The sequence below is a fragment of the Sulfurimonas sp. HSL1-2 genome (assembly GCF_039645565.1).
Classification (GTDB): Bacteria; Campylobacterota; Campylobacteria; order Campylobacterales; family Sulfurimonadaceae; genus Thiomicrolovo; species Thiomicrolovo zhangzhouensis.
The window spans coordinates 1,478,989-1,505,240 of sequence record NZ_CP147914.1 but is presented as its reverse complement, the minus strand read 5'-3'; the positions used below and the strand labels follow the sequence as shown (position 1 = coordinate 1,505,240).

Sequence of the window (26,252 nt, the reverse complement as noted above, 5' to 3'; positions counted from 1 at the left end):
GTCTAAAAGGCGAGAGCGCAGAGAGGGGAGCAGTGCAGTGAAAGTGGGGCCGATGACGGCGGAAAAACATTGGTTCGAGTACGAAAACTACGCTCGGCATCCCCGATATCTCGGTCTCTCCGGGGAGGAGAGGGCGATTGTCGAGCAGTTCAACGCGGACGGCTGCTACCTCTACAGGGGTGCAATAGGCGACGAAACGGTCGAAAAGGTCAACGACGCGCTGGACGACTGGACGGTCGCCAATATCAAAGCCCTGGCGGCGAACAAGAAAGAGGACGGCACCTACCCGCGCCTGATCGGGCTGCACGATGAAATCCCCGAGATCAATGCACTCTTTGCGGAGCGCACCATCGTAAAATTGCAGGAGCTGCTGTTCGGCTTGGGGCCGTCGCTGCGGACTTCGATCACCTTTTTGCAGGGGAGCCAGCAGCCGCTGCACCGGGACATCCCCGTCTTTCACGTGATGCCCGGGGAGCCCTATTTCAGGATCTGGATCGCCCTGGAAGATACGACGCCTGACAACGGTACGCTGACAGGCGTCAAAGGCGCCCACCGGGTTGCGGCGGAACGCTACCGTCTGCCGCACCGATTCTACGAACGTTTCGATACAATGCCGCCACAGGATCCAGGCGCATGGCGCCGGTACCAGGAGACGCTGAAGCGGCACTACGAGGCGGCCGGATTGATAGAGGAGGCGTTCGCCTTCCGCAGCGGCGACGCCCTCATCTGGCACCCGCTTTTCCCCCACGGCGGCAGCGTTATTGAGAACAGACGCTCCAGCAGACGCTCCGTCGTCCTGCACGTCTCGGCCCTTCCGCCGCGCTGACATCCATCTTAACCATTGCCGCACCGATGGCGGGTGCAGGCAGGAAGCAATGCAAATGAACCAACCGTCCCGCTCCGTGCTGACGTCTCTGCGGCCCAACGCGCGCCTGCGCGAGGTGCTGCGGCTGGCGCTGCCTGCGGCTTTCAAACACCTCCTCGACGTCCTGCAGATCCTCGTCGACATGCTGATGGTAGGGCTGCTGAGCGTCTCCGCCCTGGCGGCGGTCGGGACGAGCATGCAGTTCATCATGGTCGTCAACGTCGTCATCACCCTCTACGTCGTGGGGGGCAACGCCGTGACGGCGCGCCTCATCGGTGCACGGCGGCGCAAAAGGGCCTACGCGCTGCTCTTTACCCTGGGCATTTTCTCCCTGCTGCTCTCGCTTCCGTTCGCCGTAGCGGGTACCTTCTTTGCTGACGAGTTCTACCGCCTGCTGGGCACGGGCGAGGACGTCGTGCACTACGGCGGCGTCTATTTCGGCGCACTCTCTATAGGCTTCCCCCTTATCTTCCTCGACGCGCTCTTTTACAACCAGCTCAGCGCGGCGGGCGATACGAAGAGCTCGCTGTACATCAAGCTCGCTTCCGCCGGGGTCAATGCCCTGCTGGACTACCTGCTCATCTTCGGCCACTGGGGTCTGCCGGCGATGGGCGTCGCCGGGGCGGCCTACGCGACGGTGGCGGCTTACGGCCTCAACATCGTGCTCTACCTGCTGTTGCTGCGGCGGCACGACGCGCGGCTGCATTTCCTGCCGCTGTGGAACCTGCCGGACCTGAAGCGCGCCGTCAAAGTCGGCAGCCACGCGGCGCTGGAGCGCCTCATCACCGTCAGCTCCTTCCTGCTCTTCATCTGGGTCATCGCCTCCTACGGGACGGCCGCCCTGGCGGGGTACCAGGTGGGGCTGCGCGTGGAGGGGCTCGCCTTCATGCCGGGCTTCGGCTTCGCCGTCGCGGCGATGGCCATCGTCGGGCAGCAGCTGGGGGCGAAGCGCCCCGAGGAGGCCTACGAGGGAGGGCTTTACAGCCTCAAAGTCGCCGCGGCATTCATGGGGCTGCTCGGGCTTGTCATGGTCATCTGGCCGGAGCTCTTTGTGCGCCTTTTCACCCACGACCCCGCGACGGTGGAACAGGCGTCGCTCTACCTGCGGCTCGTCGGCCTCTCCCAGGTGCCGCTGGCCGTGCTCTTCGTGCTCAGCAACGTCCTGCGCGGCGCGGGGGATACCCGCACGCCGCTGAAAATCAACATCGCCGCGCTCTGGCTGCTACGCGTCATCCCCTCCTACATCGCCATGAAAATGGGCTTCGGCATCATCGCCGTCTACATCATCATGACGGTGGAGACCTTCATCAAGGGGATCATCTTCTGGAAGATCTTCGCCCGGCGCAAGTGGTTGAAGACGAAGATATAAGCTGTGCCTTCATCAGTCAAATTGAAGACTGAATAGTAATCTCTTTGCCACTTTTTTAGAAAAAGTAGCGCAAAAAGCGGCCTTTCGCGAATCGCTCATCCCTCCCGGCTTTATGCCTCCGGGATGGCTTACAAAGAGCGCTCAAGGCCAATTCCCAATTTGATTGAATGCGCTTCGACGTGTCGAAGCTCTCTTGTTTTTGTTAGCTTCGGTTCCCGAAGCGCATAAATTGATAGATAACCTGTCGTTAAGCGTGCCTTGAAAGCCGCCCTGAAGGCATAAAGCCGAGAAGGGCTTGCGATTCGCGCAACGACGATTTTCTTTTGTTTCTTTTCTTATGAAAAAGAAAAGATAGAGAAAAATACTCATGCCACTTCTTGAATTGATTTTATGCGCTTCGACGTGTCGAAGCTGATACTATGATATGTGTGGACGCATACGGTAAAAAGGATCAGCGTATGAAAAAGAGCGTATTTGCAGCGGTTTTCCTGCTCTACGGCAGCCTGGCCTTTGCCATCAGTGTCGGCGTCATCGTCCCCTACGAAGAGGACGAACCCGCCCCGGAAAAGGAGCTGACCGCCGAGCAGAAGAAGCAGGAGGCGGTTTTCAAAGAGCGGCTGCGGCAGCGTGACGCGGAGCGCCAGCGGGCCAAAGAGGCGCAGGAGAAGTTTAAGCGCGAGCTGCAGGAGAAGCGCCTGAAGGATTAGAAGCTCTCCCGGCTGCAGCGCTTCAGGGCGTCGATGTCGCCGCCGGTGATGACGTCGATATTTTTCTCTATCTTTTCCGTCGGCCACTCCCACCAGCGGATGGCAAGCAGCGACTCTATGACCTCCTCGTCGAAGCGCTTGCGGACGGGGCGTGCCGGGTTGCCCGCCACGACGGTGTAGGGTGCGACGTCCCCCGCGACGACGGCATGGCTGCCGATGATGGCGCCGTCGCCGATGGTCACCCCCGGCATGATCGTGGCTCCCAGCCCGATCCAGACGTCGTTACCGACGACGGTGTCACCGCGGTTGCCGGACTTCTCGAACATGGCGGCGATTTCCGCGCCCGTCGTCTCCGCGTTCATCGTGAAGTTGTCGAAGGGGTAGGTGGAGAACCCGCCCATGGCGTGGTTGGCCGAGCTCGTAATGAAGCGCACCCCGTGGGCGATCTGGACAAACTTCCCGATGATGAGCCTGTCGAGGCTGAGGGGGAAGAGGTAGGGGGCGAGATAGCCCGCGTAATTCTCCAGCTTTTCAAAATTGTGGTAGTAGCTGAATTCGCCCACCTCGATGCGGGGGTGGTCTATGACCGCCCTGAGGTGGACGACCTGTTCGACAGCGGTGCCGTCGGGCATCACCATGGGGTGTTTTTTCGACGGGTCCAGCATAGTCTTCTCCTTAGTTTAGTTTTGCCGCGATTGCCATGCAGGCGTCGATGTCGCTCTCATCCAGCGGCGAGAGCAGGGTGTCGAGGGTCATCTGCACCGTCGCCAGGGCGTCGGTGGACTGCCGCACCCCGGTGTCGGAGAGCTTGACGAGGCTCACCCGCGCGTCTCTTGGGTTTTTCTCTTTCTGCACCAGCCCCAGCTTCTCCAGCGGGTTCAGCGCCCGGGTGATCCCCGAGGCGCTCATCCCGACCTCTTCGGCCAGGTCGATGCGCCGCATGGCCCGCCCCGGAGCGTTCCGGAGCCGGTGCAGGATGTAAAACTCCGAGAAGCTGATGCCGTGGACGCTGAGCGCCCGGTCGACCTGCTTGAAGAGCTTCGCATGCGCGGAGGAGAAGGCGAAGAGCCATTCCAGTTTCGTAGCCATAGATTATCCTTGCAATATATTTGAGTAAACAAGTATATTGCAAATATCTGCGATAGTCAAGAGGGGAGATTGGGAGTAACACTTGTGTAGCCTATGGTGGGAAGAGGGGCGGGGCCGCCGCTTAGCAGCACTCCAGTTCGGCGCGCTTCAGGGCATTGAGCCCCTCCTCGTCCTCTTCGTTCTCGAAGAGCTCTTCGAGGTAGAAGACGTTGGAGCAGACGAGGTAGAGCAGGGCCTCTTTCTCGTCCGCTTTCGGGTCACGGTCGTAGTAGGCCTGGGGGATCGTCGGGATGATCTTTTTCCAGTAGAGGTTGACGTGTTCGGCCTGAGCGGTCACATAGAGCAGCCGGTCGATGACGAGGCAGGCGTTCTCGAAGCAGTCGATGTTCGCAAAGGAAACGTAGCGTTCGTCTATGCGGATTTCATTGTTCATTGGGCGTGCTTTTCGGAAGGGAGGAGGGGCGCGGCGGTGCGGAGCGTCATTAGTTTCCTTAAAAATATTTGTGGAATATTATACTTTTTATATTTTAAGGAAAGTGGCTGCGAAAAGGCGGGTATCGCAGGTATCAATACGCTTCCTCCCTGCCCGATGCTCTATATTTGTCCAGTGCGGTCGTAGGGATGGTTACGGTAGATACAGGCAGAAATTCGCATCTCTCCCGGGTGCTACTTCTCCGCCGCCTCGAGGTCTGCGGCCGTGTCACGCTTGAAATCGCGGGTCAGGTAGTCGTGGGTCATGGGAAGGGAAAGCTCGAGGGTGTGGAGCATCTGTATCTCGACGGTGACGCCTCGGGTGCGGCACTCCAGCAGGTGGCCGCCGCGGCGGCGATCCGTTGTGAGGAAGTGCAGGTGCAGGCCGGGGACGTTGAGCGACGCCATGAACGCGGGGGTGTAGAAGCCGGCGAGGCACCCCGCCGCGTTCTCGAAGCGGAATTCGTGCTGTTCGGCGGCCGCTTCGCTGAGCGGCCGGTAGTTGTGCTGCTTGGGGACGGAGCGCGCCCGGACCAGGTCGAAGCGGCCGCGGATGCGGAGGGCGTAGAAGAGGTTGGGCGAGGGGAGCAGGGCGTCGAGGCGTGCGAGGAAGGTGTCGTACTCCATCGCCTCTTCGAAAGTCGCCGCAAAGGTCGGTTCGAAAAAGGTGACGACGGCAAAGGGGGTGTGTTTGGCGTCGGAGACGCGGTGGGCCTCCCCGTCGGCGCTGATCTGGTAGACGTCGCCGTCAAGCATCACCATCTCCCCGTCCAGGTCGTCAAAGGTGCCCAGGCCGAAGTCGCCGTGGCGCTTGATCTCGGCCAGGGGGATATTTTCCTCGTAGATCCCCTCAACGAGGGCGTTGACGGGAGCGCAGAGGTAGAGGGGGTGCGATGAGGCGGTGCGTTCGGCGGGCATTGGGTTCTCCTTTCGTCTGTCGGTGTCGCGGACGGTCACCCTGCCGCAGTGATCATCCTAGCGCCTTCCCGCAAAGAAAAAGCGCAGCAAAACGCCGAAGATCCGCAGGGGGACGAGGCGGACCCTCGTGCTGAAGCGGCCTTCAAAGACCGCTTCCTCGTAATCCGCGACGAGGCTCACCTGCCGCGCGGGCAGGAGCAGCGGCTTCAGCGCACCTATCAGCATTCCGGTACAGGCCGGGTCGCCCAGCCCGATGCGGCCGTGAAGGCTGAACTCCCTGACCTGCAGGCTGCGTCGCAGCCCCCGCAGAAGCCGGGTGACACTCTGGGCTGACACACTCCCGCCCGGGAACTTTGTCCTATGCTTTTTGCGCTTCGTTTTTTTCACCGTGCCTGCTTTCTTTGCCAGCCCGGTCAGGTCGACGGAGATAAGCCCGAAAAACCAGTGCAGCCTGGCCTTGTAGTCGAAGGTCTCCTCCTTTTCCAGCTGCAGGCTCAGTTCGACGGGAGTGGCGAGCAACGCGAGCAGAAACAGGAACAGAAAGGCGATGAGATAGAGAACTGTTAGCATGTTCTGCTGCTACTCGTCGTCGTCCTCTTTCTCCTTCATCGCCTTGGCGAGGGTTTCGCCGAGGTGTTCGAAGACGCTGGCCATCCCGCTTTTGATGGGTTCGACCCTGACGCCGTCCTTGTTGATGATGACGAGGGCCACCGGCCGGATGCCGCCACCGCCGCCCGTACCGGCGCCCTGTCCGTCACCGCTTTTTTTGCCGCCGATGTTGCCGCCGGCACCGAACCCGAACCCGATGCTGATAAGGGGGATGAGGGTGTTGCCTTCGATGACGAAGGGCTCCCCGACGACCGTTTTGGTGCTCAGCACCCTTTCAAGCTCCTCCAGGGAGGTTTTCAAAACTTCTTGAACATGTTCCATCGCGCTCTCCTTACTTGCTAATGCAGATATGCTGCGATTGATCCGGAGGGGTATTGCATCCGGACGACAATGTCTGTACTCCTTCACTGATTGTAGCAAAAAGTGACAATGGGGAACGAAAGGGTCTGAAAGTAATGCTGCCAGTAAGGGTCAGTACATCAGGAGGAGGCGATGTACTTAGCGAGCATCAGCAGACAGACGACGATGACGAAGGCGCGCAGGTACTGCGGGTTGATCTTGTAAAGCAGATGCACCCCCAGCCAGGCGCCGATGGCCTGGCCCAGCATCATCACCAGACCCACGTGCCAGACGACGTTGCCGAAAAGGATGAAAACCAAGAGGGATGAAACGTTGGTGGCGAAGTTGAGCGGCTTGGCCGTGGCGGTTGCTGCCACCAGTTTCGCGCGCCGAAGCAGCACGTTCGCAAAGCTGAAGAAGGAGCCCGTCCCGGGGCCGAACATGCCGTCGTAAAAACCGATGCCGGGAACGACGAGCCAGGTAAACTTTTTCGCACCCACTTTGATGCTGAAGTTAGCGGTTCTGCTTGGGTTGTAGAGCAGAAAGTAGCCGATGATCAGCACGAGCACGACGGGGATGACCAGTGACAAAGAGTGCTGGCTGATGAACTGCACGGCTACGGTGCCGATGACCGAGCCGACAAAGGCGGCAATAAAGAGTGGCTTGATGTGCCGCCACCTTATTTTGGACTTCCTGAGCAGCAGGACAGTTGCCATCCCCGTGCCGACGCACCCCTGCAGCTTGTTCGTGCCCAGCGCGTTGATGGGGGACAGGCCGGTGAGCATCAGCGAGGGCAGGGTAATGAGCCCGCCGCCCCCGACCATCGTGTCCATCGTGCCGGCGACGATGGAGGCGGCAAACAGGAACATGAGCATTTCAATCGATATTTCCATAAGAACCAGACTGATTTAAATGCTTAATATTTGCAAGTTGTAGTCTTACTGCTCTTCAACAGAACAGCGCATGGGGAAGCCCTCTTTACGGGCCTGCTCCCGAACCATGAAAGCCTTCGTTTCCGCGATCTCGTAGGTGTAGATGCCGCACAGGCCCTTGCCCTTGGTGTGGATGTCATGGGTGATGGCGTCCGCTTCCGCAATGGTCTTGTGAAATACGGTACTGATGATCTTGATGCAGAACTCCCAGGTCGTATAGTCGTCGTTGAGCATGAAGACGGCGAACATTTTCGGTTCGCTGGTGGCGAGTTCGGTCTTGCTTTCGAGTTGTGTTGACATGGCGGAAGTCTAGCATATTAAAAGATTCAACGGGGTTTCATCCCCACAATCAGCTTCAATGCTTGAAGCGCATTCAATCAAATTGGTAGGTAGATAATTTTCATGCCACTTTTTTAGAAAAAGTAGCGCAAAAAGCGGCCTTTCGCGAATCGCTCATCCCTCCCGGCTTTGTGCCTCCGGGATGGCTTACAAAGAGCGCTCAATGCCAATTCTTAATTTTATTGAATGCGCTTTGTCGCGACAAAGCTCTTTATATACTAGCTTCGATTTCTCGAAGCGCATTAATCGATAGGCAACCTGTCGTTAAGCGTGCCTTGAAAGCCGCTGCAGAGGCATAAAGCCGGGAGCAGCGTGCGATTCGCGCAACGACGATTTTCTTTTGGTTCTTTTCTTAGTAAAAAGAAAAGAATGAGCAGTGTATCTCAATACCATTCTGTGATTGGATGAATGCACTTCGACATATCGAAGCTGATTAGGCTGTGCTTTTCCGAGAGATGACCATATGAATCCATCAGAGGCTCTATTCACTTGCTTTTATTTGTGTCCCGCATGTAATGTGACACGCTATAATGAATAACCGGTGGGACAGGGGTGCAAACACCACTTGTCACAGTGTGAAGGATTGTCATGTGGTTGCACGCATCTTGTTTTCTTGAATTCAGTATTCCGGTTCCGACGCCATTCCTGCTGATGCTGCGCCCCCGGAGCGGATGGCAGCAGTGGGTCGCCAGCGAGCACTACGTTCTGTCGCCCAACGTGCCGGTGATGGAGTTTACGGACATGTTCGGCAACCTCTGCCAGCGGCTGGTCGCACCGTCTGGCTATTTCTCCGTTCACACCTCCGTCGACATTGAAACCGCGGAGGCCTATGATACGGCCCCGGGTGCTCCTTTTGTCGAGGTGCAGCAGCTGCCCGACGAAACGCTCCCCTACCTCTACCCCAGCCGCTACTGCGAATCGGACCGTTTTACCGAGATGGCCAGGTCCATCACGGCGGGCCGGGCCGCCGGCTACGACCAGTGCGCCGCCATCGTCGAGTATATCCGCAATACGGTCCGGTACGCGCCCGGCATGGGGCAGCAGATCATCAGCGCCTCCGAGCTCAACCAGAGCGGCTTCGGCGTATGCCGCGACATGGCCCACCTTGGCATCGCCTGCTGCCGGGCGCTGTCAATCCCGGCGCGCATGGTTGTGGGCTACCTGGAGAGCCTCGAACCGATGGACCTCCACGCCTGGTTTGAGGCCTATGTAGGCGGCCGGTGGTACACGTTCGACCCGACACAAAACGACCTGTGGGGCGGGCGCATCGCGATTGCTTTCGGACGGGATGCCGCCGACGTCGCCATCTACACCCAGTTCGGCGATCCCGTGGAGCTGCTGTATATGTCCGTCAATGTCGAACGGATGGTCTCGCCTCCCTCCGATAGTGCGTTATAAAAACAGATTTCTATTTGAATGAATGCGCTTTGTCGCGACAAAGCTCTTTTTACTGATACTAGCTTCGGTTCCCGAAGCGCATTGATCGATAGGCTCAGTGTCGTTAAGCGTGCCTTGAAAGCCGCTGCGGAGGCCCAAAGCCGGGAGCAGCGTGCGATTCGCGCAACGACGATTTTCTTTTGGTTCTTTTCTTATGAAAAAGAAAAGAATGAAGATAATAGTTCTTTGCCACTTTTTTAGAAAAAGTAGCGCAAAAAGCGGCCTTTCGCGAATCGCTCACCCTTTCTCGGCTTTATGCCTTCAGGGTGGCTTTCAAGGAGCGCTCAAGGCCAACCTCCAATTTGATTGAATGCGCTTTGTCGCGACAAAGCTCTTTTTATATCTCATAAGAGCTTCGGTTCCTGAAGCGCATAAATCGATAGGCAACCTGTCGTTAAGCGTGCCTTGAAAGCCGCTGCGGAGGCCCAAAGCCGGGAGCAGCGTGCGATTCGCGCAACGACGATTTTCTTTTGGTTCTTTTCTTATGAAAAAGAAAAGAATGAAGATAATAGTTCTTTGCCACTTTTTTAGAAAAAGTAGCACAAAAAGCGGCCTTTCTCGAATCGCTCGCCCTTCCCGGCTTTGGGCCTCCAGGACGGCTTTCAAGGAGCGCTCAAGGCCAACCTCCAATTTAATTGAATGCGCTTCGACGGGGCGAAGCTAATTGATATATGGGGAGGTGGGACTAGCCTTCTTGCTGTGCTGCTGCCGCTTCCTGCTCTGCAATTTTTGCGCGGACCATGTCCATGTCGAGGGCCTGCGCCTTTTCCGCGATGTCCAGCAGCTTCTCGTGGAAGAGCACCCCCTCCTGCTGGAACACGATGATCTCGTCTTTCATCACCACCGTCGTCGGGATGGAACGGATATGGAACTGGGCGGCCAGTTGCTGCTGCTCGTCGGTATTGATCTTGGCAAAGGTGATGTCTGAAACGTTCTCCGCGACGCGTTCAAAGATGGGGCCGTACTGCTTGCAGGGTCCGCACCATGTCGCCCAGAAATCGATGATGACGATCTCGTTGTCCGCTATTGTTTTGTCAAAGTTCTCCGCTGTCAGTGCTACTGGTGCCATTCTTTCTCCTTGGTTGTTTTTACGGCCCTATGCAAATTAGATTCAAGGGGTGATTTTGAGGGAGTTTTTGTTGTACAAAACCAGCTTCATGCATAAATTTTGCAACTCGCTCGGCAGCTAACGGATAAAGCAGACTTTTCGTTGATAGCATATTTTTTCCAAGTGGGGTGAATGATGATAGTACACGTTGAAATGTATAAGTTCAAACTCGAATTGAACAAGATGGCCAACATGGTCAAGGCCAAAGAGATGCTCGAAGCGCTGCCCGAAAAGGTGGAGTGGCTGCAGACGATGCAGGTGGGGATGGACTTCAACCACGGGGCGCACTCGTATGACCTCTGCCTCTACGCGACCTTCAAGACCAAGGAACACCTGATGTGGTACAAGGTCGAACAGGAGAGCCTGGAAGTGCTCAATTTCATCAAGGACAAGACGGAGGAGATGCACGTCGTGGATTACGAGGTGGATGAAGAGGAGTAGAGCATTCTCTTTGCTCTATAACTCCCATTAGCTTCGGTCCCCGAAGCGCATTCAATCAATTAGGAATTGGCCTCGAACGCTCCTTGAAAGCCATCCCGGAGGCATAAAACCGGGAGGGGATGAGCGATTCGTGAGAGGCCGCTTTTTGCGCTACTTTTTCTAAAAAAGTGGCAAAGAAATACACTTCTCTATCTTTTCTTTTTCATAAGAAAAGAAACAAAAGAAAATCGTCGTTGCGCGAATCGCACGCTGCTCCCGGCTTTGGGCCTCCGCAGCGGCTTTCAAGGCACGCTTAACGACATTGAGCCTATTGATTTTATGCGCTTCGACTGCTCGAAGCTCTTTTTATTGCTTACAGGTTCGATTTTCTTCTGGATCTTCTCGTCAGGCATGATTATTGTACATATCCCCAAAAACACCCGGCGCACGGCAGCGCCACCAGGAGGGAAACAGTGTTAAATTTCGGACCGTTCAAGTCGCTCTCGACCAAGGAGTTCCAGAAGAAAAAAGAGGAAGGCTTCACTGTCATCGACATCAGAAGAGCCGAAGAGTGGGAAGAAGACGGCATCATCGAAGGGAGCCACAAGATCACCTTTTTTGACGCGATGGGCGGCTTCGACATCGACGCCTTCCTGGAGTCGTTTTCGAAGGTCGTGACGACGAAGGAACAGCCTTTTGTCATGGTCTGCGCCCATGCCAGCCGGACGAAAGTCGCCTGTGAGATTATGGGTTCGAAACTGGGCTACAAAAATGTCTATGAGCTCGACGGCGGGATCAACTGGGGCTGGATCGACAAAGGTCTGGAAACGGTCTAGTAAGTAAAAGCAAAAGCAGGAGAAATAACAGATGCTCGAATTGACAAAAGAGAATTACGATAATACCGTTGACGGCAGCGAGATTGTGATCATAGATTGCTGGCAAAATTTTTGTGCACCGTGCGCACAGTTTGCCCCTATCTTTGAAAAGACGTCTGAAAAATACCCCGAGATCACCTTCACTAAGCTCAATTCCCAGGTGGAAACGAGTATTTCGGATCATTTCTTTATCTCAAGCACGCCGACAACGGTGATCATGAAGGAGAAAACGGTCGTTTTCAAAAAACCGGGCGTATTTTCGGAAGAGGAGCTTGTCGAAATTATCGAAGAGATAAAAACGATGGATATGGAAGAGTTCCGCGCGGCAAAAGCAGCGGAAAAAGCAGCGAGAAGGGCGGCACGCCAGCAAAAATAGCTGCATTCCTAAATTAAATGCGCTTTGCATTCTCTCACTAGCTTCGGTTCCCGAAGCTCATTAATCAATAGGCCAAGGGTCGTTAAGCGTGCCTTGAAAGCCGCTGCGGAGGCCCAAAGCCGGGAGCAGCGTGTGATTCGCGCAACGACGATTTTCTTTTGGTTCTTTTCTGATGAAAAAGAAAAGAATGAACAGCATATTATTTTGCCATTTGTTAGAAAAAAAAAGATTCGATCCCCAATGGGTGTAGTTCCAAAATTGAAACCTTATTAGATTAAATATTTTTTAGCTATTCTTCAGTGTATTTATAATGAATTCAGTGAGAAAGTAATGTCTGACATAAAATTGATATCCACGAGTCAACTTTCTAAAAACCTCTCTATCCCGAAAAACAAACTTGACGAACTTCTTCTTTCAGCAGGATTTATTGAACGTGCAGAAAATGGTTTTTCGCTTACAAAGAAAGGTGAAGATGAAGGTGGTACTTGGCAAACTCATCCCAAATATGGTACTTATATAGTCTGGCCTGAAACGCTAGATCTTCCCGATAAGACTCTTACGCAAGGAAATGACTTTTTCAATGCGACGGCTATTGCCAAGAAATACAATCTTTCCGCAAGACGGATCAATATGATGCTCTCCGAGCTTGGATGGATAGAGCACTATCTTAAAGGGTGGAATATCACTGCCCTCGGAATGAAGAACGGCGGTATCCAGAAAGAGAACACAAAAAATGGTATCCCCTTTGTAGAGTGGCCTAAGAGTATTTTTGAGAACCAGGCTTTCAAGGCCGTTTTACGAGAAGTGCAGGGCGATGCAGGCGAAGAGACGCAGGCCAAAGTCGATAAGTCCGAAGGTGATGACTTCCGAACAAAATTTGAGGCCAAGCACCGTGCCACCGACGGGCACTTTGTACGAAGCAAGGCCGAGATGCTCATTGATAACTGGCTCTACATGGCTGAGATCGTCCACGCCTACGAACGCCGTCTCCCCATCGAAGAAGAGGTATATTGCGACTTCTACATCCCAACGGGCAAAGTATATATTGAGTTTTGGGGGTTGGAGAACGATCCGAAATATGCCGAGCGCAAACGGGTGAAAAAGGCGATCTACGAAAAATACAACTTCAAGCTGATCGAGCTGACGGACGAGGATGTTTTCAATCTTGACGACGTGTTGCCGAAGATGCTTTTGAAGTTTGGAGTGCAGACGTATTAATAATTGGGGGAAAGACATGAATTTTAATCGAGGTTCTGAATGGCGCAAATGGGATTTACATGTACATACACCTTATTCATACTTAAATAATCAATTTGGTGATGACTTTGATGAGTATGTAAAAACTCTCTTTCTAAACGCCATAACACATCAAATCGCTGTGATAGGAATAACTGATTATTTTTCAATAGAAGGTTATAAAAAGATCAAAAATGAGTATTTGAATAATTATGAAAAACTCAAATCTCTTTTTATAGAAGAACAGATTAGACAGATTCAAACTATAAAAATACTTCCCAATATAGAGTTTAGGCTCAACAAAATAATTGGTACGAATAGAGTAAATTTTCATGTAATTTTTTCAGATGATGTTTCAATCACAGATATAGAAGAAAACTTTTTACATGAGTTAGAGTTTATCTATGAAGGCAATCCTCAAGGTAGTGATGAGAAGTGGAAATTAAAGATTCCAAATATTAAAGAGCTTGGCAAAAAACTAATAGAAGAACAACCTGAATTAGGAAGTAGTGAATTATTTGTAGGACTAAAATGTGCCGTCGTTGATGATACTCAGATACTTGACATTTTAAAGAATAAGCAATCTAAATTCAAAGATAAGTATTTGATTGTAGTCCCTTCTGACGAAGACCTTAGTGTAATAAACTGGAAAAGCCAAGATCACAATGTACGAAAAGTAATTTTGCAAAAAGCCGATATGCTTTTCGCTTCTAATCCTAAAACTATTAAGTGGGGTCTTGGTGAATTCAATGAAACTGAAGAAGATTACATCAAAGAGTTCAAAAGTATCAAAGTATGCATATGGGGTTCCGATGCGCATGGCTATGAGAACTTATTCATACCAGCGAATAATAGATTCACATGGATAAAAGCTAACCCAAATTTTGTAGGTCTAAAGCAAGTTGTAAATGAACCAAGAGAACGGGTGTTTCTTGGAGAGAATCCCCCAAAAAGACAAACGGTTTTACTAAATAAATCTAAATATATCTCAAAAGTTAAAATCACGAAAACTTCAGCAAGTCGCTTATCTGATTTGTGGTTCGACAACGAACTCGATATCAATCCCGGCCTTGTTGCCATCATTGGTAATAAAGGCAATGGGAAAAGTGCTTTGGCCGATATTATTGCTTTGACTGGTAATGCACAGTTAATTAATCATACGGATTATGTGTTCTTGACAAAAGAAAAATTTAGACGAAATGGCTTGGCAAAAAATTTTGAGGCAACACTTTTGTGGGAGGATAAAGACCAAAGTACAGTTAATTTGGATGAGACTTTTAAAATTGACGAAATTGAGAGAGTCAAGTACTTGCCTCAAAAATATATTGAAACAATCTGTACTAGTGAAAACTATGAAGATTTTCAAGATGAAATAAACAAAGTAGTCTTTTCTCACATAGATGAGGAAGAAAAGCTCGGAAAACAGAACTTAAGCAAATTGATTTCAGAAAAGACTGACGCGGTAAAAGAACGAAGAGAACGACTTGGTGAAAACATAAAAAATTTATTTGATTCATTAATTGCCTTAAGAACAGACTATAGCGACCTTGAGATGAAAAAGGTTGAAAATGCTTTGAGGGAAAAGAATAAAGAAATAGACGAACATGAAGAGTACAAGAATGAAAACATCATTGAAGTAAAAAAACCCGAAGATGATGAACAGGTTCAGGACGAACAAAAAAAACAGTTCAAAAAGATCACTAGGTTAAATAAACATGCACTAACTTTGGAAAGCTTCAAAGAGAAACTGCAAAATCAATTAAAAGAATATGTAGTACAAAAAAATATTCTTGAAAACACTTTACAAAGTTTAAAACAAGAAGTTGAAAGTTTCAAAGAACGCTTACAAGAAGTAAATCAGAAATTTTTCGAGGCCAAGATTGAAATGGACATAGATCAAATGGTGACGCTCTCTTTCGATACTAGTTTGATTGATTCAAAAATTGAAACCATTACTAAAACCATTGGTGCTCGGAAGGTGAAGATTGCAGTCGTCGATCAAATGCTTGAGAAGAAAAAAGTTGATATTGATGGTCTGACAAATGCCCTGAGTGAAGTACAGCAAGCATATCAAAAATATGTCGAGCAAATGCAACAGTGGGAAGCGAAAAAGCGTGAGTTCATTGCTCAAAAAAACAGGATAGAAGAAAGAATTATATTTAAGAAAGAGAAACTTCCTGCAAAGGTTTTTAAAATCAAGCGTGATTTATTGCAGGCGTATTTTCAACTTCATGACACATATAAACAAGAATTAGCTATATACGAAGAGTTGTACAAGCCAGTCCTACAGTTCATTGAAGATGAGAAAAAAAAGACGAATGCCACAAAAGGCTTTATAGAATTTACAACCAATTTAGTATTTAAGAAGAAGGAATTTACAAGTAAGCTGCTTGACTTTTTTGATAATAGACGAAAAAGATTTGACGATAAAGATGTGATTGAACTTATTGATGAGCATAACCTCTTTGATGCAAAAAGCATGCGCCGTTTATTGCAAAGAATTGAAAACATAATAAATGACAAAAAACCTATAGAACAGCAATTTAGAGATTACAAAAAAACATTAGATTTTTATGTCGTATTATGGGATATGAGCTATGTTGCTATTGAATACGACATCAAGTTAGATGGCAAGACAGTTAGTCAACTGTCACCTGGTGAGAGAGGTGCGTTACTGATCATTTTTTACTTGTTGATTGACAAAGGTGACATACCGCTAATTATTGATCAGCCCGAAGATAATTTGGACAATGAATCTGTTTTTGAATATTTAGTGCCATATATCAAACGTGCAAAACAAAGAAGACAAATTATTATTGTCACACATAACCCGAATATTGCAGTTGTATCAGATGCAGAACAAATCATATACTCTAAAATCGATAAAGCAAACAAAAACGAGGTCTCATATGTGTTAGGAGCAATTGAAGCTAAAGAAATTAACGAAAAAATAGTTGAGGTGCTTGAGGGGACATTCCCTGCATTTGATAATCGAACGAGAAAATATTATAGGACAGTCAATGTCTAATCAAACTACAATTCAATGCCCGAACTGTGGCACTCAAATCGACATCAACGAAATTCTTTACCATCAGCTTGAAGATGAAATGAAAAAGAAATTCGATGGTGAAGTTAACGAACATCGGAAAAGATATAAAGAAGCTATGGATGCTCTCAAGTCCAAAGAAGAAGCATTTAAAAACCAGCAAGAGAAATTCGAAGAACAGTTAAGAGAAAGTGTGTCCAAACAGCTCAAGGCCGAACGACAGAAATTGACCGATGCACTGAAAAAACAGATTTTGGATGAGCAGAGTGAGCAGATGGCTGTGCTTCAAAAAGAGATTGCTGAAAAGTCTGAGCAGGTCAAAGAGCTCAATCGAACCAAAGTGGAGATCGAACAGCTTAAACGGGAAAAAGAGGAAATAGCCGAAAAAACCGAAGCAGAGCTTCAAAAGCGTATCAACGAATCTCTCAAAGTCGAACGTGAAAAGACAGAAAAACGTCTTAAAGAGCAGTTTGCAGAAGAAATGAGTGGGCAATTGGAAGTATTGCAAAAAGAATTGCAGACTAAGACCGAACAGGTTAAAGAACTCAATGCTTCAAAAGTGGAAATAGAACAGCTCAAGCGACAGATTGATGAGGTCGAGGAAGCAGCACAAGTTAAAGCTCAGCAACAACTGACCGAACAGCTCAAAAGCGAAAAAGAGAAGATTCAAAAGCTGGCCACTGAACAAGTCGAGCTTAAACTCAAGGAAAAAGACGAACATCTTGAACAGTTAAAACGCCAGCTTGCAGAAGCACAGCGCAAAGCAGAACAAGGCTCTATGCAGTTGCAGGGTGAAGCACAAGAATTGGCTATTGAAGAATGGCTGACGGTCCAGTATCCATTTGATTCAATTGAAGAGATTAAAAAGGGTGCTAGAGGTGGTGACTGTATTCAGACAGTGCATACTCGTGAAATGCAAAACTGCGGAACTATCTACTATGAGAGCAAACGTACAAAAGATTTTCAACCCGCATGGGTAGAAAAGTTCAAGGCTGATATGAGAGATAAAGGTGCAGACATTGGTGTGTTGGTGAGCAGCGCTATGCCTTCAGGCGTTGACCGTATGCAGTTGATGGACGGAATATGGATATGCTCGTATGAAGAGTTTAAAGGGCTATCAGCCGTTTTGCGTGAAAGTGTTATTCGATTAGCGCATGCTGTTCAGTCAGAAGAAAATAAAACTGACAAAATGAGTTTGCTCTATGGCTATCTGACAAGCAATGAATTCAGAATGCAAATTGAGGCTATTGTTGAAGGGTTCACACAGATGCAAAGCGATCTTGATTCAGAAAAACGCGCGATGGCCCGTATCTGGAAACAACGCGAAAAACAAATAGATAAAGTGCTTGAAAATACAATTGGAATGTATGGTTCTATTCGTGGAATTGCAGGGAATGCTATAGGGCATATTAAAACGCTTGAATTGCCATATCATGAAGATGAGGAATGAAGATGAGGAATGAAGATGAGATATGCCTTTTGCAAAAGTGATAATAAACAATATTCTGCAAGAGATTTTGAAAAGCTACCTGATGATGAACTACAAGAAAAAAGGGCAAGTCTTTTTTGTGTCGAATGTAAAGAAAGAGCATGGTTTACTCGTTCAACTCAGAATGGGATAAAAGATAGGGAAGCTTATTTTAATTCTCATCACAAAGAAGGATGTAGCCAAAAAACGAGTTATGTACTTGTTGAAGATGAACGAGATGCTGCGCCTTCGACTACAGAAACTGTCACTACTGCAGATGAAATTGCGGTTAATCTGGACGAAAAAAAAGGTGGTGTTATCGCGGACTTGTCTAATGAAAATAAGAAAGAGACAAGTGATGACACTGATCCGAGTGGTACACGTAATGTTAAGGGTTTGGCTGGTAAAAATTACACTAATAAAGATAAAACATTACGACAGGTGTTGGCTTCGTTAGTAAGATATCAAAATTTCCGATTTTCTGATAAAAAAATACGTTTCTATTCATCAGCAGGTGCAATTCAAATCGATGGAATTGTCAGAAATGAAATTGTCAATTTTGATGATTTTAAACCAAGTGAAGGTCGTGAACATAAAATTTATTGGGGATTGATTGTTACTGCCAATAAGAGTTCAGACGGAACTATTTGGCTCAATGCGGGGGACTCAAAAAAAGAGCTGAGTATAAAAATATTTCCAGACAAGGCGGATGAGTTTATAGATGCTTTCAAAATAAAAAATCTAGAAGAGTTAAATGGTGCCCATGTTATAGTCGTTGGAAGATCCCAAGTGGCTTCTACAGGTAAACCAATAATTTATTGTGCAAATACAAACTTTATAAATTTGCAGCGCTACAAAGAAGAATATTTAGAAGTTTGACTTTTGGACGAAGTCGAGGAGGATCACCCCTCCAGCTCCGCGAAGCGCATCTCGTAGCTTGCCATGAGCTCGTCGAGTTCCTCCTGCGCTTCGGAGAGGCGTTCGAAATCCGCCTCTACCGCCTTCTCCTCTTTGGCAACGGTCTGGTGGAGTTCCATCACCCTGGAGTTGTCCCCGCTGTTCGAAGCGCTCACAAGCTCCGCATGGAGCGACTTGATACGTGCTTCGCCCTCCATGATCGCCTTCTCCAGCTTCTCTACCGCTTTGCGCAGCGGCGCGGTCGCCTTGGAGCGTTCGCGGGTGAGGGCGTTGATCTCTTTTTTGTTCGCCTTGTAGTTGTTCTTGGGGGCGGTTTTGACCTTTTCTACTTGGTCCTCCTCGCCCCAGCCGATCTTCGCCAGAAAGTCGTCATAGCCGCCGTCGAAGTACTCGGCCCCGTTTTTGGAGAAGATGATGAGCCGGTCGGCGACGCGGCGGAGCATCTCCTCGGAGTGGGTGACGATGATGCAGGAGCCCTGGAAATTCTCGATGGCGACCATCAGCGCCTCGATGGAGTCGATGTCGAGGTGGTGGGTCGGTTCGTCGAGGAAGAGCAGGTTCGCCGGGCGCGCGAGGATCTGGCCGAGCATGACGCGGCTCTTCTCGCCGCCCGAGAGCAGGGAGACCTTCTTCTCGGCGAGGTCCCCGCTGAACATCATGCCGCCGCAGATGCCGCGCACGACGGAGGCGGAGAGTTTCGGGTTGGCCTCGTAGATCTCCTCCATGATGGTTTGGCCCGGGTTGAGACGCGAGATGTTCGTCTGCCCGAAATGGCCGAAGGAGGTAGAGGGGTGGAACGCCACTTCGCCGCTTAAAGGGGTGAGCTCGCCGGCGATGTTGTTGAGCAGGGTCGATTTACCCGTACCGTTCTTACCGATGATGGCGAGGCACTGCCCCTTCTCCAGTGTGAAGGAGACGTCCTTGAAAAGCAGGTGCTCCGGCGTATAGCCGAAGCTGAGGTCTTTGACTTCCAGCAGCACCTTGGCCGGGGTCTCCTTGAAGTTGAAGTCGAACTTCAGCGTGGGGTCGAAGCCGAGGTCGTCCATCTCCCCCATCTTCTCGAGCTGCTTGACCTTGGACTGGGCCAGCGCCGCGGTGGAGGCACGCGCCTTGTTGCGGGCGATGAAGTCTTCCAGCTCCTTGCGCTTCTTGTCGTCGGCGGCCTTCTGCTTCTCGTAGAGCTCGTCGTTGGCCTTGAGCTGGTCGTAGAACTTGTGGGTGTCGCCGGGGATGACAAAGAGGCTGCGGCGCACGAGGCCCATGGTGTGGGTCACGATGGAGTCCATGAAGTCGCGGTCGTGGGTGATGAGGATCACCTCGCCCTTGAAGCTGCGCAAAAAAGCCTTGAGCCAGCGCAGGGAGAGGATGTCGAGGTAGTTGGTCGGTTCGTCGAGCAGCAGCAGGTTCGGTTCGGTCACCAGAAGCTTGGCGAGGTTGATGCGGATCTGGTAGCCGCCGGAGAAGGAGCCGGGGGCCTTGTCGAGGTCCTCCTGGTCGAAGCCGAGGCCGAAGAGGATCTTCTCCACGCGGTAGACGTCGTACTTCATCTCTTCGCCTAGGGCCAGTGCCGCCTCTTCGCGAAGGGTGGGCTCGGTGAAGTGGAGGTACTGCTTGAGCGCGCCGATGCGGTAGCCCTTGGGCGTGAGGACCTCGCCGCTGTCGGGGCTCTCCTCGCCGAGGATGATCTTGAAGAGCGTGGACTTGCCGCTGCCGTTGCGGCCGACGAGCCCGACCTTGTTGCCCGGGTTGAGCTGGAAATTGAGGTTACTGAAAAGCTCCTGGCTGCCGAAGCTCTTGGAGAGGTTTGAAAACTGTATCATGGGACTCTTTGGACGGGTAAAAGATTTCGCGTATTATAACAGGTGGCACCCGCCGCGCCGTCACAGAAAAAAAAGTGTACCGATCGCGATCCTCGAAAGCTCTTATATTAGCTTCGGTTCCCGAAGCGCATTCAATTAAATCAGGCCTTGGCCTTGAGCGTTCCTTGAAAGCCGCCCTGGAGGCATAAAGCCGGGAAGGGCGAGCGATTCGCGAAAGGCCGCTTTTTGCGCTACTTTTTCTAAAAAAGTGGCAAAGAGTTATTCCTTTTCCTTTCTTTTTACAAAGAAACGAAACCAAAGAAAATCGTCGTTGCGCGAATCGCTCGCTGCTCCCGGCTTTGGGCCTCCGCAGCGGCTTTCAAGGCACGCTTAACGACCTTTCGCCTATTGATTAATGCGCTTCGACGTGTCGAAGCTCTTTGTGTTTTGTTAGGTGCCCCTTGAGTATCTTTACGCAGAATTTATACTTATGGATTATCCTTGTCTGAAAAAAGGATACATTCATGCACCGTCTGCTGCTGACCGCTCTTGTTCCCCTCTCCCTGCTGGCCGTCACGCTACCCGAAAAAGCCCTCTACCTTGAAGGTGCCAGTGACAAAGGCATCATCCTCGCGCACGGCAAGGGGATGCATCCCGATTTCAAAGTCGTCGGGCCGTTGCGTAAGGCGCTGAACGAAGACCTGGAGTTCCACACCCTCTCTTTGCAGATGCCGACGAACCACGAGGATTACGAGGGATACGAAGTGGAGCAGCCGCGTGTGGACGCCATGATCGACCAGGCCATCGTCTACCTGAAAGAGCACGGGGTGAAGACGATCTACCTTATGGGGCACTCGCTGGGAGCGGGGATGACTTCGAGTTACCTCGTTTCGCACCCCGATACGTCCGTTGAGGGGTACATCGCCGTGGGGTGCCGCGGCAACGGCAGCAAGGTCGTCTCCTGCAACGACAATATGCCGAAGATCAACATCAGTGTGCTGGACGTCTGGGGCAGGGCGAACGGGGAGGACGAAGGGTTCGCCGCGACGCGCGCCAAACTCGTGGGACCGAAGTACAAACAGTATGGCATCGACGGTGCGAACCATGTGCTCGACGGCGCCGAGGGGTTCTTTGTCGATGAGGTCGAGACGTGGCTGGAAGGTCAGGAAGCGGAGTGATTTAACCGTGAAGGAGTAAGGCAGGCCCGGTGCGCAGTGCGCCGGGGGGATTAATAGATCCCCGACTTGCCCGGTGCCAGGATCCCCTTGGGGTCGAGGGCGCGTTTGATTTTCTGGAAGACGTTGTGGATCTCCGGACCGTACGTCTCGGCGACGAGGTCCATAAACCCGCTGCTGGTGCGGTAGACGCCGTAGCCCTGGGCGGCAAACTCCCGGACCAGCTCCGCGTAACAGTCATGCGCGCGCTGCATCTCCTCGGGATCGTTGCGGTTATAGAGCAGGTCGACGATATGGTGCATGTCCCGCCACCCCACGATAAACTCGGCGACGTAGTCGAATTCGTATTTGTTCAGGATCTTTTTGGCCAGGGCGGACTGGTTCAGCGTATGTTTACCCTCGGCGGGTGCCACCGGTGCGAACCACATGCTCCCCCCGCCGCCGCGCCAGTTGTAGAGGCCGAACTCCTGGAGGGTCATGTAGCCCCGCATCAGGTCGGCGCGGTATGTGAAGATGGGGTCGTCCCCCATCTCGGCCGCGGTCAGGAAGGCGACATTTTTGAAATTGGCGGAGACGGCCGACTGGATGATCTTCCAGTTGAGCTCGTTGGCCTCTTCGGTCCCGTACAGTCCCGCATAGACGTTCCACGTCCCCATGCCGGTATCTTTTTTGATCTTTTCGATCTCCGCGTCGGTGATGGCGCGGTTCCCCTCGGCATAGTCCGCGCGGCTGACGACGCCGGCCGCTTCATAGAGCGTGCTGGCGATGGTAAAGGCGTTGGGGATGATGTTGGCGATGCGCAGCGGGCGCAGGACCTCCACGATCTTCTCGACATCCTCGACCTTGTCGAAGGTGATGCAGAAGGGCTTGTACGCCGGCGGCTCGGGCATCAGCCACATCCCCATTTTCGTACAGATGCCGTAGTTGCTCTGCGTGAAGATGCCGTCGAGGTAGGGGCCGTAGCCCCATTTGAAGACGCCCCAGCTCGTGGAGTTTTCGATCCCGCCCATCCCGGTCCGGAACTCCGAGCCGTCGGCCAGGACGATCTCCATGCCGCACTGCATCATAAAGTGTTCGCCGTAGGGCGTATAGCCGACGCCGCGGTCCATCGTGTTGCCCAGGGGGCTGGCGATGGCGCTGGGCGCCGGGCACGAGAGCCACAGTTTGTACCCTTTTTCATGGATGTAGTCGAAGAGCTGCTGGTAGGTCACGCCCGGCTCGACGATGGCGTAGCACAGATCGGGGTTCACCTCGATGATGCGGTTCATCTTGTGCAGGTCGAGGATGACCGCCCCGCGCTGCGCGGGCGCGGCGGTACCGTACCCCATGTTCTTGCCCGTCGAGAAGGTCCAGAGCGGGATGACGTATCTGTCGCACACCTTGACGATCTCCACGACCTGCTCTTTGGTTGACGCCTGGACGGCGAGTGCCGGCATATGCTCTTCGATGGGCACGGCCATCATGATCTTCTCGTAGGGGAGCATCTCCTCGTCGCCGATGAGCACGTTCTCCTTGCCCACGATTTTGACAAACGCCTTGATGGCTTTCTGCATGGTTTCATGCGAAACGTTTTTCGGCATGGCCGTCAGTTTTTTACTCATGTAATCTTCCTTATGCTTTGAATACGAATGAGACAAACGCGTTCTGCGCGAAATGTCCGGTGGTAAAGTCGTGTCGTTTGGCGACGGCCGCCGCATTGAGCCCGATGACGGTGTGGTAGGCCGAGACCGCCAGACCGTACCGGTCGGTCGGGACCGTATCGATATGATCGAAAACCTTTTTCATCGTCGTGGCGGAGAGGGTCGATTCCGTATGGTTCATCCCCGATGCGGAGGGCATATGGGTGATCTCGGAAACGAAGGAGACCCGCGCCGGCATGGCCGCCTGCTGCAGCAGGGCGTAATCGCTCGGCGCCACCAGGCCGCAGAACGTCGCGCCACTGTTTTCGGCGATGGCCGCGGCGAGCAGGCGGAAGTTCTCCAGCCTGTCGCTGCCCAGCCGGAGGATGTCACCCGTACTGGGGGCGTTCGCGTAGCCGGTTTCGTCGGCGGCAGCGGAAACGATAGTGATGATCCTGCCGCCTTCGCTGCCCTCGGCGCCTGCCATGGCGAGCGGGGTGGAGAGCGCCGCCGCGGCCGCGGCCAGCGCGGCGTGTTTCATGAAAGCTCTACGATACATCGCCGCGCCTCACTTTGCCGTGGGATCGGCAATCGTGCCGTCGGCCAGGCTCGTCGCCAGATCCATCAGCGTCGCGTCGTCTATTTCCGATTTCCGGAAGGCGGGCATGGCGTTGCTGCCGTGTCTCACCGTCTGGAAAATCCCTTCCGCTCTCGCCTTCACGCCGGCGGCATCGTCCATTTTGGTAAAAATGGAGTGCGGTGCGGTTTTCAGCGTATGGCAGTGCGCGCATACTTTTTGAAATGCCTCTTTTCCGTCTGCGAATCTGTATTGCTTGCCAAGTTCGACCGCGAACATGGACGTGCCTGCGAACAGAAGCGTGATAGCCAATCGTGTCATATGACCCCCTATTTAGATGTGTTCAGCCGAAAATATAGGGAAAAAAAATCGCATAAAAATCGCAACGGGAAATTTGATTTTTTCCCCGCCGAAGCCTTGACATGATGTGCGGAATGTGGGATAGAATATCGCTTCATTTTATGCATGGAGGGGACGTTTTGGACCAGACGTATATTGGATTTTCCGATCGGCACAAGGCGAAGATCCAGGCCGCCGGGTTTGCTTTCGCCGGTGTTATCGGGGTCGCGATCGTTGACAGGATTTCGATCGGCCTGACGCAGATCAAAGCGGATACCTATGGTCTCCCTTTCCTGATCGGCGTCCTTTTTTTCCTGTTAAGCGCCACGTTTCTCTACTCTTTGCTGCGCAAAACGGCCATGGTCGCCGAAAAGGCACAGGCGACGCTGGCGGCCTGCCAGCGCGAGGAGAAAGAGGAGCTCCAGCTCTTCAACTTTGCCCTGGACAACAGCGCGGACGCCATCTACTGGTTTACCTTCGACACCCGATTTTTCTATGTCAACGACGCCGCCTGCAAGATGCTGGGGTATTCGAAAGAGGAGCTGCTGCAGAAGAAACTGTGCGAGATCGATCCCAACAGCAATCTGAACAGCAGGGCGTTTCTCGAAGAGATCAAAGCGCGCGGCTTCGTCTGCTTCGAGAGCATCCAGATCCGCAAGGACGGCAGCCGCTTCCCCGCGTCGGTATCGACGAACTATTTCTGCAACGGGACGCATGAGTTCGTCTGCGCGTTCGGCCGGGACATCACCGAGCAGAAAGCAAAAGAGAAGATCATCATCGAACAGAACAGCGCGCTGAAGCACTCCCTGGAGGAGAAGGAGGCCCTGATCAAGGAGATCCACCACAGGGTGAAGAACAACCTGGAAGTGATCTCCTCGCTGCTGCAGATGCAGAACCGCCGTGAAACGGACCGGCATGTCAAAGAGGCGCTCTCCAAGAGCCAAAGCCGTATTTTCGCCATTGCGCTCGTCCATGAAATGCTCTACAAGAACTCCGGGCTTGCGACGATCGACATGAAACAGCACCTCGAGCGCCTCTCCGGGGCGATGATGGAGCTTTATGACCCGAGCGGGGACATCGCCGTGCATGTCGAAGCGGAAAACGTCAGCCTCTCGATGGACAACGCCGTGCTGGTCGCCCTGATCGTGCATGAGCTTTTTCTCAATGCGATCAAACATGCATTCAAAGGGGCCGGCCGCGGAGAGATCCGCATCTTCATCCGTCATGCGGAGGACGGGAGCATCTATTTCGGCGTACGCGACAACGGCGTCGGCTTTGACCCGAAAACGACGGACATGACCAATACCCTGGGGTGCCAGCTGATCAACTCCATCACCGAATTCCAGCTCAACGGAACGATCGCGGTCGTCAACGACAACGGCTTCTGCTGCACCATCCGTTTCACCCCCAGCGAGCAGGGAAGCAAATGAAGCCGGGCATCATGATCGTCGAAGATGAGAGCATCATCGCCCTGAATATCAAGGAGATCCTGCTGATGCAGGGGTATGAGGTGACGGGGATCGCCCCGGACAGTGCGAGCGCATTCGCCCTCCTGGAGCGCAGGAAACCGGACATGATCCTGATGGACATCACGCTTAAAAACCGTGAGGACGGCATTGAACTCGCCCGGAACATTACGGCAAACCTGGAGATCCCCATCGTCTTCCTGACGGCGAACGACAAAGAGAGAACGATCGAGCGGGCGATCGACATCACGCCGTACGGCTACATCCTCAAGCCGTTCAAAGAAGCGGTGCTGAAAACGACGATCGAGATCGCTTTGAAGAATTTTGCGGCCAACCGTAATCTCTCGACGACAATCGATGCGATCAACCATGAGTACACCACCATCCAGAACCGGCTCCTGCTGGAAGAGAATGCGAAAAGCCATTTTGTCAGGTTGAAGTACGGCTATCTCTATGATACGCAGGAGGATGTGCTGCTGCTGTCGGGAAAAGAGGTGCCGCTGAACGATAAAGAGAAGAAGTTCATGCGACTCGTGGTGAAAAATTTCGGCAAAGTCGTCAGTGTCGAACAGATCGAGAATTATGTCTGGGACGGAGAACTGGTCGGGGAGGGGGCCCTGCGTTCCTTGATCTTTCGTATTCGGCAGAAGATTCCCAAGGACCTCATTACCTGCTACTCCAAGATCGGCTACAAGGTCACCCTCGGGTGAGAGGCACGCCCAAAGCGCGGCCGCCGCTCCCTGTCGCGGGGCGGG

Annotated in this window: 29 protein-coding genes; 16 read left to right on the top strand and 13 right to left on the bottom strand. The window is 52.1% G+C overall.

The annotated features are described in order from the left end of the window. Positions 1–37: 37 nt before the first annotated feature. From WCX18_RS07745 to WCX18_RS07735, 3 genes are all read left to right on the top strand, one after another. A complete protein-coding gene (locus WCX18_RS07745; RefSeq protein ID WP_345987053.1) occupies positions 38–826 on the top strand; it encodes a phytanoyl-CoA dioxygenase family protein in 789 nt (262 codons plus the stop codon). A 55-nt stretch (positions 827–881) separates the two neighbouring features. Next, positions 882–2,234 (top strand): MATE family efflux transporter, encoded by a 1,353-nt coding sequence (locus WCX18_RS07740; RefSeq protein ID WP_345987052.1) that lies wholly within the window; start codon positions 882–884, stop codon positions 2,232–2,234. 458 nt (positions 2,235–2,692) lie between these two features. Beyond that, complete coding sequence (locus tag WCX18_RS07735; protein ID WP_345987051.1) at positions 2,693–2,941, top strand: hypothetical protein; 249 nt, start codon at positions 2,693–2,695, stop codon at positions 2,939–2,941. Here the strand turns inward: WCX18_RS07735 and WCX18_RS07730 are convergent. The 8 genes from WCX18_RS07730 to WCX18_RS07695 form a co-directional block, all read right to left on the bottom strand. Continuing rightward, a complete protein-coding gene (locus tag WCX18_RS07730; protein ID WP_345990784.1) occupies positions 2,938–3,573 on the bottom strand; it encodes a CatB-related O-acetyltransferase in 636 nt (211 codons plus the stop codon). The two genes, WCX18_RS07735 and WCX18_RS07730, sit on opposite strands and share 4 nt — an antisense overlap. A 43-nt stretch (positions 3,574–3,616) precedes the next feature. Beyond that, positions 3,617–4,030 (bottom strand): MarR family transcriptional regulator, encoded by a 414-nt coding sequence (locus WCX18_RS07725; protein WP_345987050.1) that lies wholly within the window; start codon positions 4,028–4,030, stop codon positions 3,617–3,619. A 121-nt stretch (positions 4,031–4,151) separates the two neighbouring features. Then, entirely contained in the window at positions 4,152–4,463 is a 312-nt protein-coding gene (cowN, locus tag WCX18_RS07720) for a N(2)-fixation sustaining protein CowN (RefSeq protein WP_345987049.1), read from the bottom strand. A 233-nt stretch (positions 4,464–4,696) separates the two neighbouring features. After that, entirely contained in the window at positions 4,697–5,419 is a 723-nt protein-coding gene (gene budA / locus WCX18_RS07715) for an acetolactate decarboxylase (protein WP_345987048.1), read from the bottom strand. Positions 5,420–5,476: 57 nt separating this feature from the next. Beyond that, complete coding sequence (locus WCX18_RS07710) at positions 5,477–5,989, bottom strand: DUF2953 domain-containing protein (RefSeq protein ID WP_345987047.1); 513 nt, start codon at positions 5,987–5,989, stop codon at positions 5,477–5,479. A 9-nt stretch (positions 5,990–5,998) separates the two neighbouring features. Beyond that, a complete protein-coding gene (locus WCX18_RS07705; protein ID WP_345987046.1) occupies positions 5,999–6,349 on the bottom strand; it encodes a spore germination protein GerW family protein in 351 nt (116 codons plus the stop codon). Between the two features lie 158 nt (positions 6,350–6,507). Next, complete coding sequence (locus WCX18_RS07700; RefSeq protein WP_345987045.1) at positions 6,508–7,260, bottom strand: TSUP family transporter; 753 nt, start codon at positions 7,258–7,260, stop codon at positions 6,508–6,510. A 45-nt stretch (positions 7,261–7,305) separates the two neighbouring features. Next, a complete protein-coding gene (locus tag WCX18_RS07695; RefSeq protein ID WP_345987044.1) occupies positions 7,306–7,599 on the bottom strand; it encodes an ATP-dependent Clp protease adaptor ClpS in 294 nt (97 codons plus the stop codon). A gap of 627 nt (positions 7,600–8,226) precedes the next feature. Here WCX18_RS07695 and WCX18_RS07690 point away from each other — a divergent pair. Further along, positions 8,227–9,036: a transglutaminase family protein gene (locus tag WCX18_RS07690; protein WP_345987043.1), complete on the top strand. Its 810-nt coding sequence runs from the start codon at positions 8,227–8,229 to the stop codon at positions 9,034–9,036. Between the two features lie 18 nt (positions 9,037–9,054). Then, on the top strand, positions 9,055–9,276 hold the full coding sequence (locus WCX18_RS07685; protein WP_345987042.1) for a hypothetical protein: 222 nt from the start codon (positions 9,055–9,057) through the stop codon (positions 9,274–9,276). 484 nt (positions 9,277–9,760) lie between these two features. Here the strand turns inward: WCX18_RS07685 and trxA are convergent, their stop codons facing one another. Further along, entirely contained in the window at positions 9,761–10,144 is a 384-nt protein-coding gene (gene trxA, locus WCX18_RS07680) for a thioredoxin (RefSeq protein WP_345987041.1), read from the bottom strand. A gap of 171 nt (positions 10,145–10,315) precedes the next feature. On the opposite strand from trxA, the gene WCX18_RS07675 reads away from it, so the two are divergent. The 8 genes from WCX18_RS07675 to WCX18_RS07640 all read left to right on the top strand — a co-directional run bounded on the left by WCX18_RS07675 (position 10,316) and on the right by WCX18_RS07640 (position 18,483). Then, on the top strand, positions 10,316–10,624 hold the full coding sequence (locus tag WCX18_RS07675; protein ID WP_345987040.1) for a Dabb family protein: 309 nt from the start codon (positions 10,316–10,318) through the stop codon (positions 10,622–10,624). A gap of 452 nt (positions 10,625–11,076) precedes the next feature. Beyond that, on the top strand, positions 11,077–11,439 hold the full coding sequence (locus tag WCX18_RS07670; RefSeq protein WP_345987039.1) for a rhodanese-like domain-containing protein: 363 nt from the start codon (positions 11,077–11,079) through the stop codon (positions 11,437–11,439). A 31-nt stretch (positions 11,440–11,470) separates the two neighbouring features. Further along, complete coding sequence (locus WCX18_RS07665) at positions 11,471–11,854, top strand: thioredoxin family protein (RefSeq protein ID WP_345987038.1); 384 nt, start codon at positions 11,471–11,473, stop codon at positions 11,852–11,854. Positions 11,855–11,947: 93 nt separating this feature from the next. After that, positions 11,948–12,127 (top strand): hypothetical protein, encoded by a 180-nt coding sequence (locus tag WCX18_RS07660; RefSeq protein ID WP_345987037.1) that lies wholly within the window; start codon positions 11,948–11,950, stop codon positions 12,125–12,127. A 57-nt stretch (positions 12,128–12,184) separates the two neighbouring features. Beyond that, positions 12,185–13,072: a hypothetical protein gene (locus WCX18_RS07655; protein WP_345987036.1), complete on the top strand. Its 888-nt coding sequence runs from the start codon at positions 12,185–12,187 to the stop codon at positions 13,070–13,072. 16 nt (positions 13,073–13,088) lie between these two features. Continuing rightward, on the top strand, positions 13,089–16,118 hold the full coding sequence (locus tag WCX18_RS07650) for a TrlF family AAA-like ATPase (RefSeq protein ID WP_345987035.1): 3,030 nt from the start codon (positions 13,089–13,091) through the stop codon (positions 16,116–16,118). Next, positions 16,111–17,586, top strand: a complete 1,476-nt coding sequence (locus WCX18_RS07645) for a DUF2130 domain-containing protein (protein WP_345987034.1) — start codon at positions 16,111–16,113, stop codon at positions 17,584–17,586. The genes WCX18_RS07650 and WCX18_RS07645 overlap by 8 nt, the downstream gene beginning before the upstream one ends. Before the next feature lie 15 nt (positions 17,587–17,601). Further along, positions 17,602–18,483 carry a hypothetical protein gene (locus WCX18_RS07640; RefSeq protein ID WP_345987033.1) on the top strand — a complete coding sequence of 294 codons (882 nt, stop codon included), beginning with the start codon at positions 17,602–17,604 and terminating at the stop codon, positions 18,481–18,483. A 23-nt stretch (positions 18,484–18,506) separates the two neighbouring features. Here WCX18_RS07640 and WCX18_RS07635 read toward each other — a convergent pair whose 3' ends face one another. After that, positions 18,507–20,342: an ABC-F family ATP-binding cassette domain-containing protein gene (locus WCX18_RS07635; RefSeq protein WP_345987032.1), complete on the bottom strand. Its 1,836-nt coding sequence runs from the start codon at positions 20,340–20,342 to the stop codon at positions 18,507–18,509. 503 nt (positions 20,343–20,845) lie between these two features. On the opposite strand from WCX18_RS07635, the gene WCX18_RS07630 reads away from it, so the two are divergent. Beyond that, entirely contained in the window at positions 20,846–21,499 is a 654-nt protein-coding gene (locus WCX18_RS07630) for a DUF3530 family protein (RefSeq protein WP_345987031.1), read from the top strand. A 50-nt stretch (positions 21,500–21,549) separates the two neighbouring features. Here WCX18_RS07630 and WCX18_RS07625 read toward each other — a convergent pair whose 3' ends face one another. The 3 genes from WCX18_RS07625 to WCX18_RS07615 are packed head-to-tail and all read right to left on the bottom strand — an operon-like array spanning position 21,550 to position 24,013. Then, on the bottom strand, positions 21,550–23,097 hold the full coding sequence (locus WCX18_RS07625; protein ID WP_345987030.1) for an FAD-binding oxidoreductase: 1,548 nt from the start codon (positions 23,095–23,097) through the stop codon (positions 21,550–21,552). Between the two features lie 10 nt (positions 23,098–23,107). Beyond that, a complete protein-coding gene (locus tag WCX18_RS07620; RefSeq protein WP_345987029.1) occupies positions 23,108–23,674 on the bottom strand; it encodes a twin-arginine translocation signal domain-containing protein in 567 nt (188 codons plus the stop codon). Positions 23,675–23,683: 9 nt separating this feature from the next. Continuing rightward, positions 23,684–24,013, bottom strand: a complete 330-nt coding sequence (locus tag WCX18_RS07615) for a cytochrome c (RefSeq protein WP_345987028.1) — start codon at positions 24,011–24,013, stop codon at positions 23,684–23,686. A 158-nt stretch (positions 24,014–24,171) separates the two neighbouring features. Between WCX18_RS07615 and WCX18_RS07610 the strand changes: the two genes are divergently transcribed. Both WCX18_RS07610 and WCX18_RS07605 read left to right on the top strand, forming a co-directional pair. Beyond that, complete coding sequence (locus WCX18_RS07610; RefSeq protein ID WP_345987027.1) at positions 24,172–25,461, top strand: histidine kinase dimerization/phosphoacceptor domain -containing protein; 1,290 nt, start codon at positions 24,172–24,174, stop codon at positions 25,459–25,461. After that, positions 25,458–26,207: a response regulator gene (locus WCX18_RS07605; RefSeq protein ID WP_345987026.1), complete on the top strand. Its 750-nt coding sequence runs from the start codon at positions 25,458–25,460 to the stop codon at positions 26,205–26,207. The genes WCX18_RS07610 and WCX18_RS07605 overlap by 4 nt, the downstream gene beginning before the upstream one ends. Positions 26,208–26,252 lie beyond the last annotated feature (45 nt).

Coding starts and splice junctions, on each gene's coding strand:
- WCX18_RS07740 (WP_345987052.1), top strand. CDS start 882: ATGAACCAACCGTCCCGCTCCGTGCTGACGTCTCTGCGGCCCAACGCG.
- WCX18_RS07735 (WP_345987051.1), top strand. CDS start 2,693: ATGAAAAAGAGCGTATTTGCAGCGGTTTTCCTGCTCTACGGCAGCCTG.
- WCX18_RS07730 (WP_345990784.1), bottom strand. CDS start 3,573: ATGCCCGACGGCACCGCTGTCGAACAGGTCGTCCACCTCAGGGCGGTC.
- WCX18_RS07725 (WP_345987050.1), bottom strand. CDS start 4,030: ATGGCTACGAAACTGGAATGGCTCTTCGCCTTCTCCTCCGCGCATGCG.
- cowN (WP_345987049.1), bottom strand. CDS start 4,463: ATGAACAATGAAATCCGCATAGACGAACGCTACGTTTCCTTTGCGAAC.
- budA (WP_345987048.1), bottom strand. CDS start 5,419: ATGCCCGCCGAACGCACCGCCTCATCGCACCCCCTCTACCTCTGCGCT.
- WCX18_RS07710 (WP_345987047.1), bottom strand. CDS start 5,989: ATGCTAACAGTTCTCTATCTCATCGCCTTTCTGTTCCTGTTTCTGCTC.
- WCX18_RS07705 (WP_345987046.1), bottom strand. CDS start 6,349: ATGGAACATGTTCAAGAAGTTTTGAAAACCTCCCTGGAGGAGCTTGAA.
- WCX18_RS07700 (WP_345987045.1), bottom strand. CDS start 7,260: ATGGAAATATCGATTGAAATGCTCATGTTCCTGTTTGCCGCCTCCATC.
- WCX18_RS07695 (WP_345987044.1), bottom strand. CDS start 7,599: ATGTCAACACAACTCGAAAGCAAGACCGAACTCGCCACCAGCGAACCG.
- WCX18_RS07690 (WP_345987043.1), top strand. CDS start 8,227: ATGTGGTTGCACGCATCTTGTTTTCTTGAATTCAGTATTCCGGTTCCG.
- WCX18_RS07685 (WP_345987042.1), top strand. CDS start 9,055: ATGAATGCGCTTTGTCGCGACAAAGCTCTTTTTACTGATACTAGCTTC.
- trxA (WP_345987041.1), bottom strand. CDS start 10,144: ATGGCACCAGTAGCACTGACAGCGGAGAACTTTGACAAAACAATAGCG.
- WCX18_RS07675 (WP_345987040.1), top strand. CDS start 10,316: ATGATGATAGTACACGTTGAAATGTATAAGTTCAAACTCGAATTGAAC.
- WCX18_RS07665 (WP_345987038.1), top strand. CDS start 11,471: ATGCTCGAATTGACAAAAGAGAATTACGATAATACCGTTGACGGCAGC.
- WCX18_RS07655 (WP_345987036.1), top strand. CDS start 12,185: ATGTCTGACATAAAATTGATATCCACGAGTCAACTTTCTAAAAACCTC.
- WCX18_RS07650 (WP_345987035.1), top strand. CDS start 13,089: ATGAATTTTAATCGAGGTTCTGAATGGCGCAAATGGGATTTACATGTA.
- WCX18_RS07645 (WP_345987034.1), top strand. CDS start 16,111: ATGTCTAATCAAACTACAATTCAATGCCCGAACTGTGGCACTCAAATC.
- WCX18_RS07640 (WP_345987033.1), top strand. CDS start 17,602: ATGAGATATGCCTTTTGCAAAAGTGATAATAAACAATATTCTGCAAGA.
- WCX18_RS07635 (WP_345987032.1), bottom strand. CDS start 20,342: ATGATACAGTTTTCAAACCTCTCCAAGAGCTTCGGCAGCCAGGAGCTT.
- WCX18_RS07630 (WP_345987031.1), top strand. CDS start 20,846: ATGCACCGTCTGCTGCTGACCGCTCTTGTTCCCCTCTCCCTGCTGGCC.
- WCX18_RS07625 (WP_345987030.1), bottom strand. CDS start 23,097: ATGAGTAAAAAACTGACGGCCATGCCGAAAAACGTTTCGCATGAAACC.
- WCX18_RS07620 (WP_345987029.1), bottom strand. CDS start 23,674: ATGTATCGTAGAGCTTTCATGAAACACGCCGCGCTGGCCGCGGCCGCG.
- WCX18_RS07615 (WP_345987028.1), bottom strand. CDS start 24,013: ATGACACGATTGGCTATCACGCTTCTGTTCGCAGGCACGTCCATGTTC.
- WCX18_RS07605 (WP_345987026.1), top strand. CDS start 25,458: ATGAAGCCGGGCATCATGATCGTCGAAGATGAGAGCATCATCGCCCTG.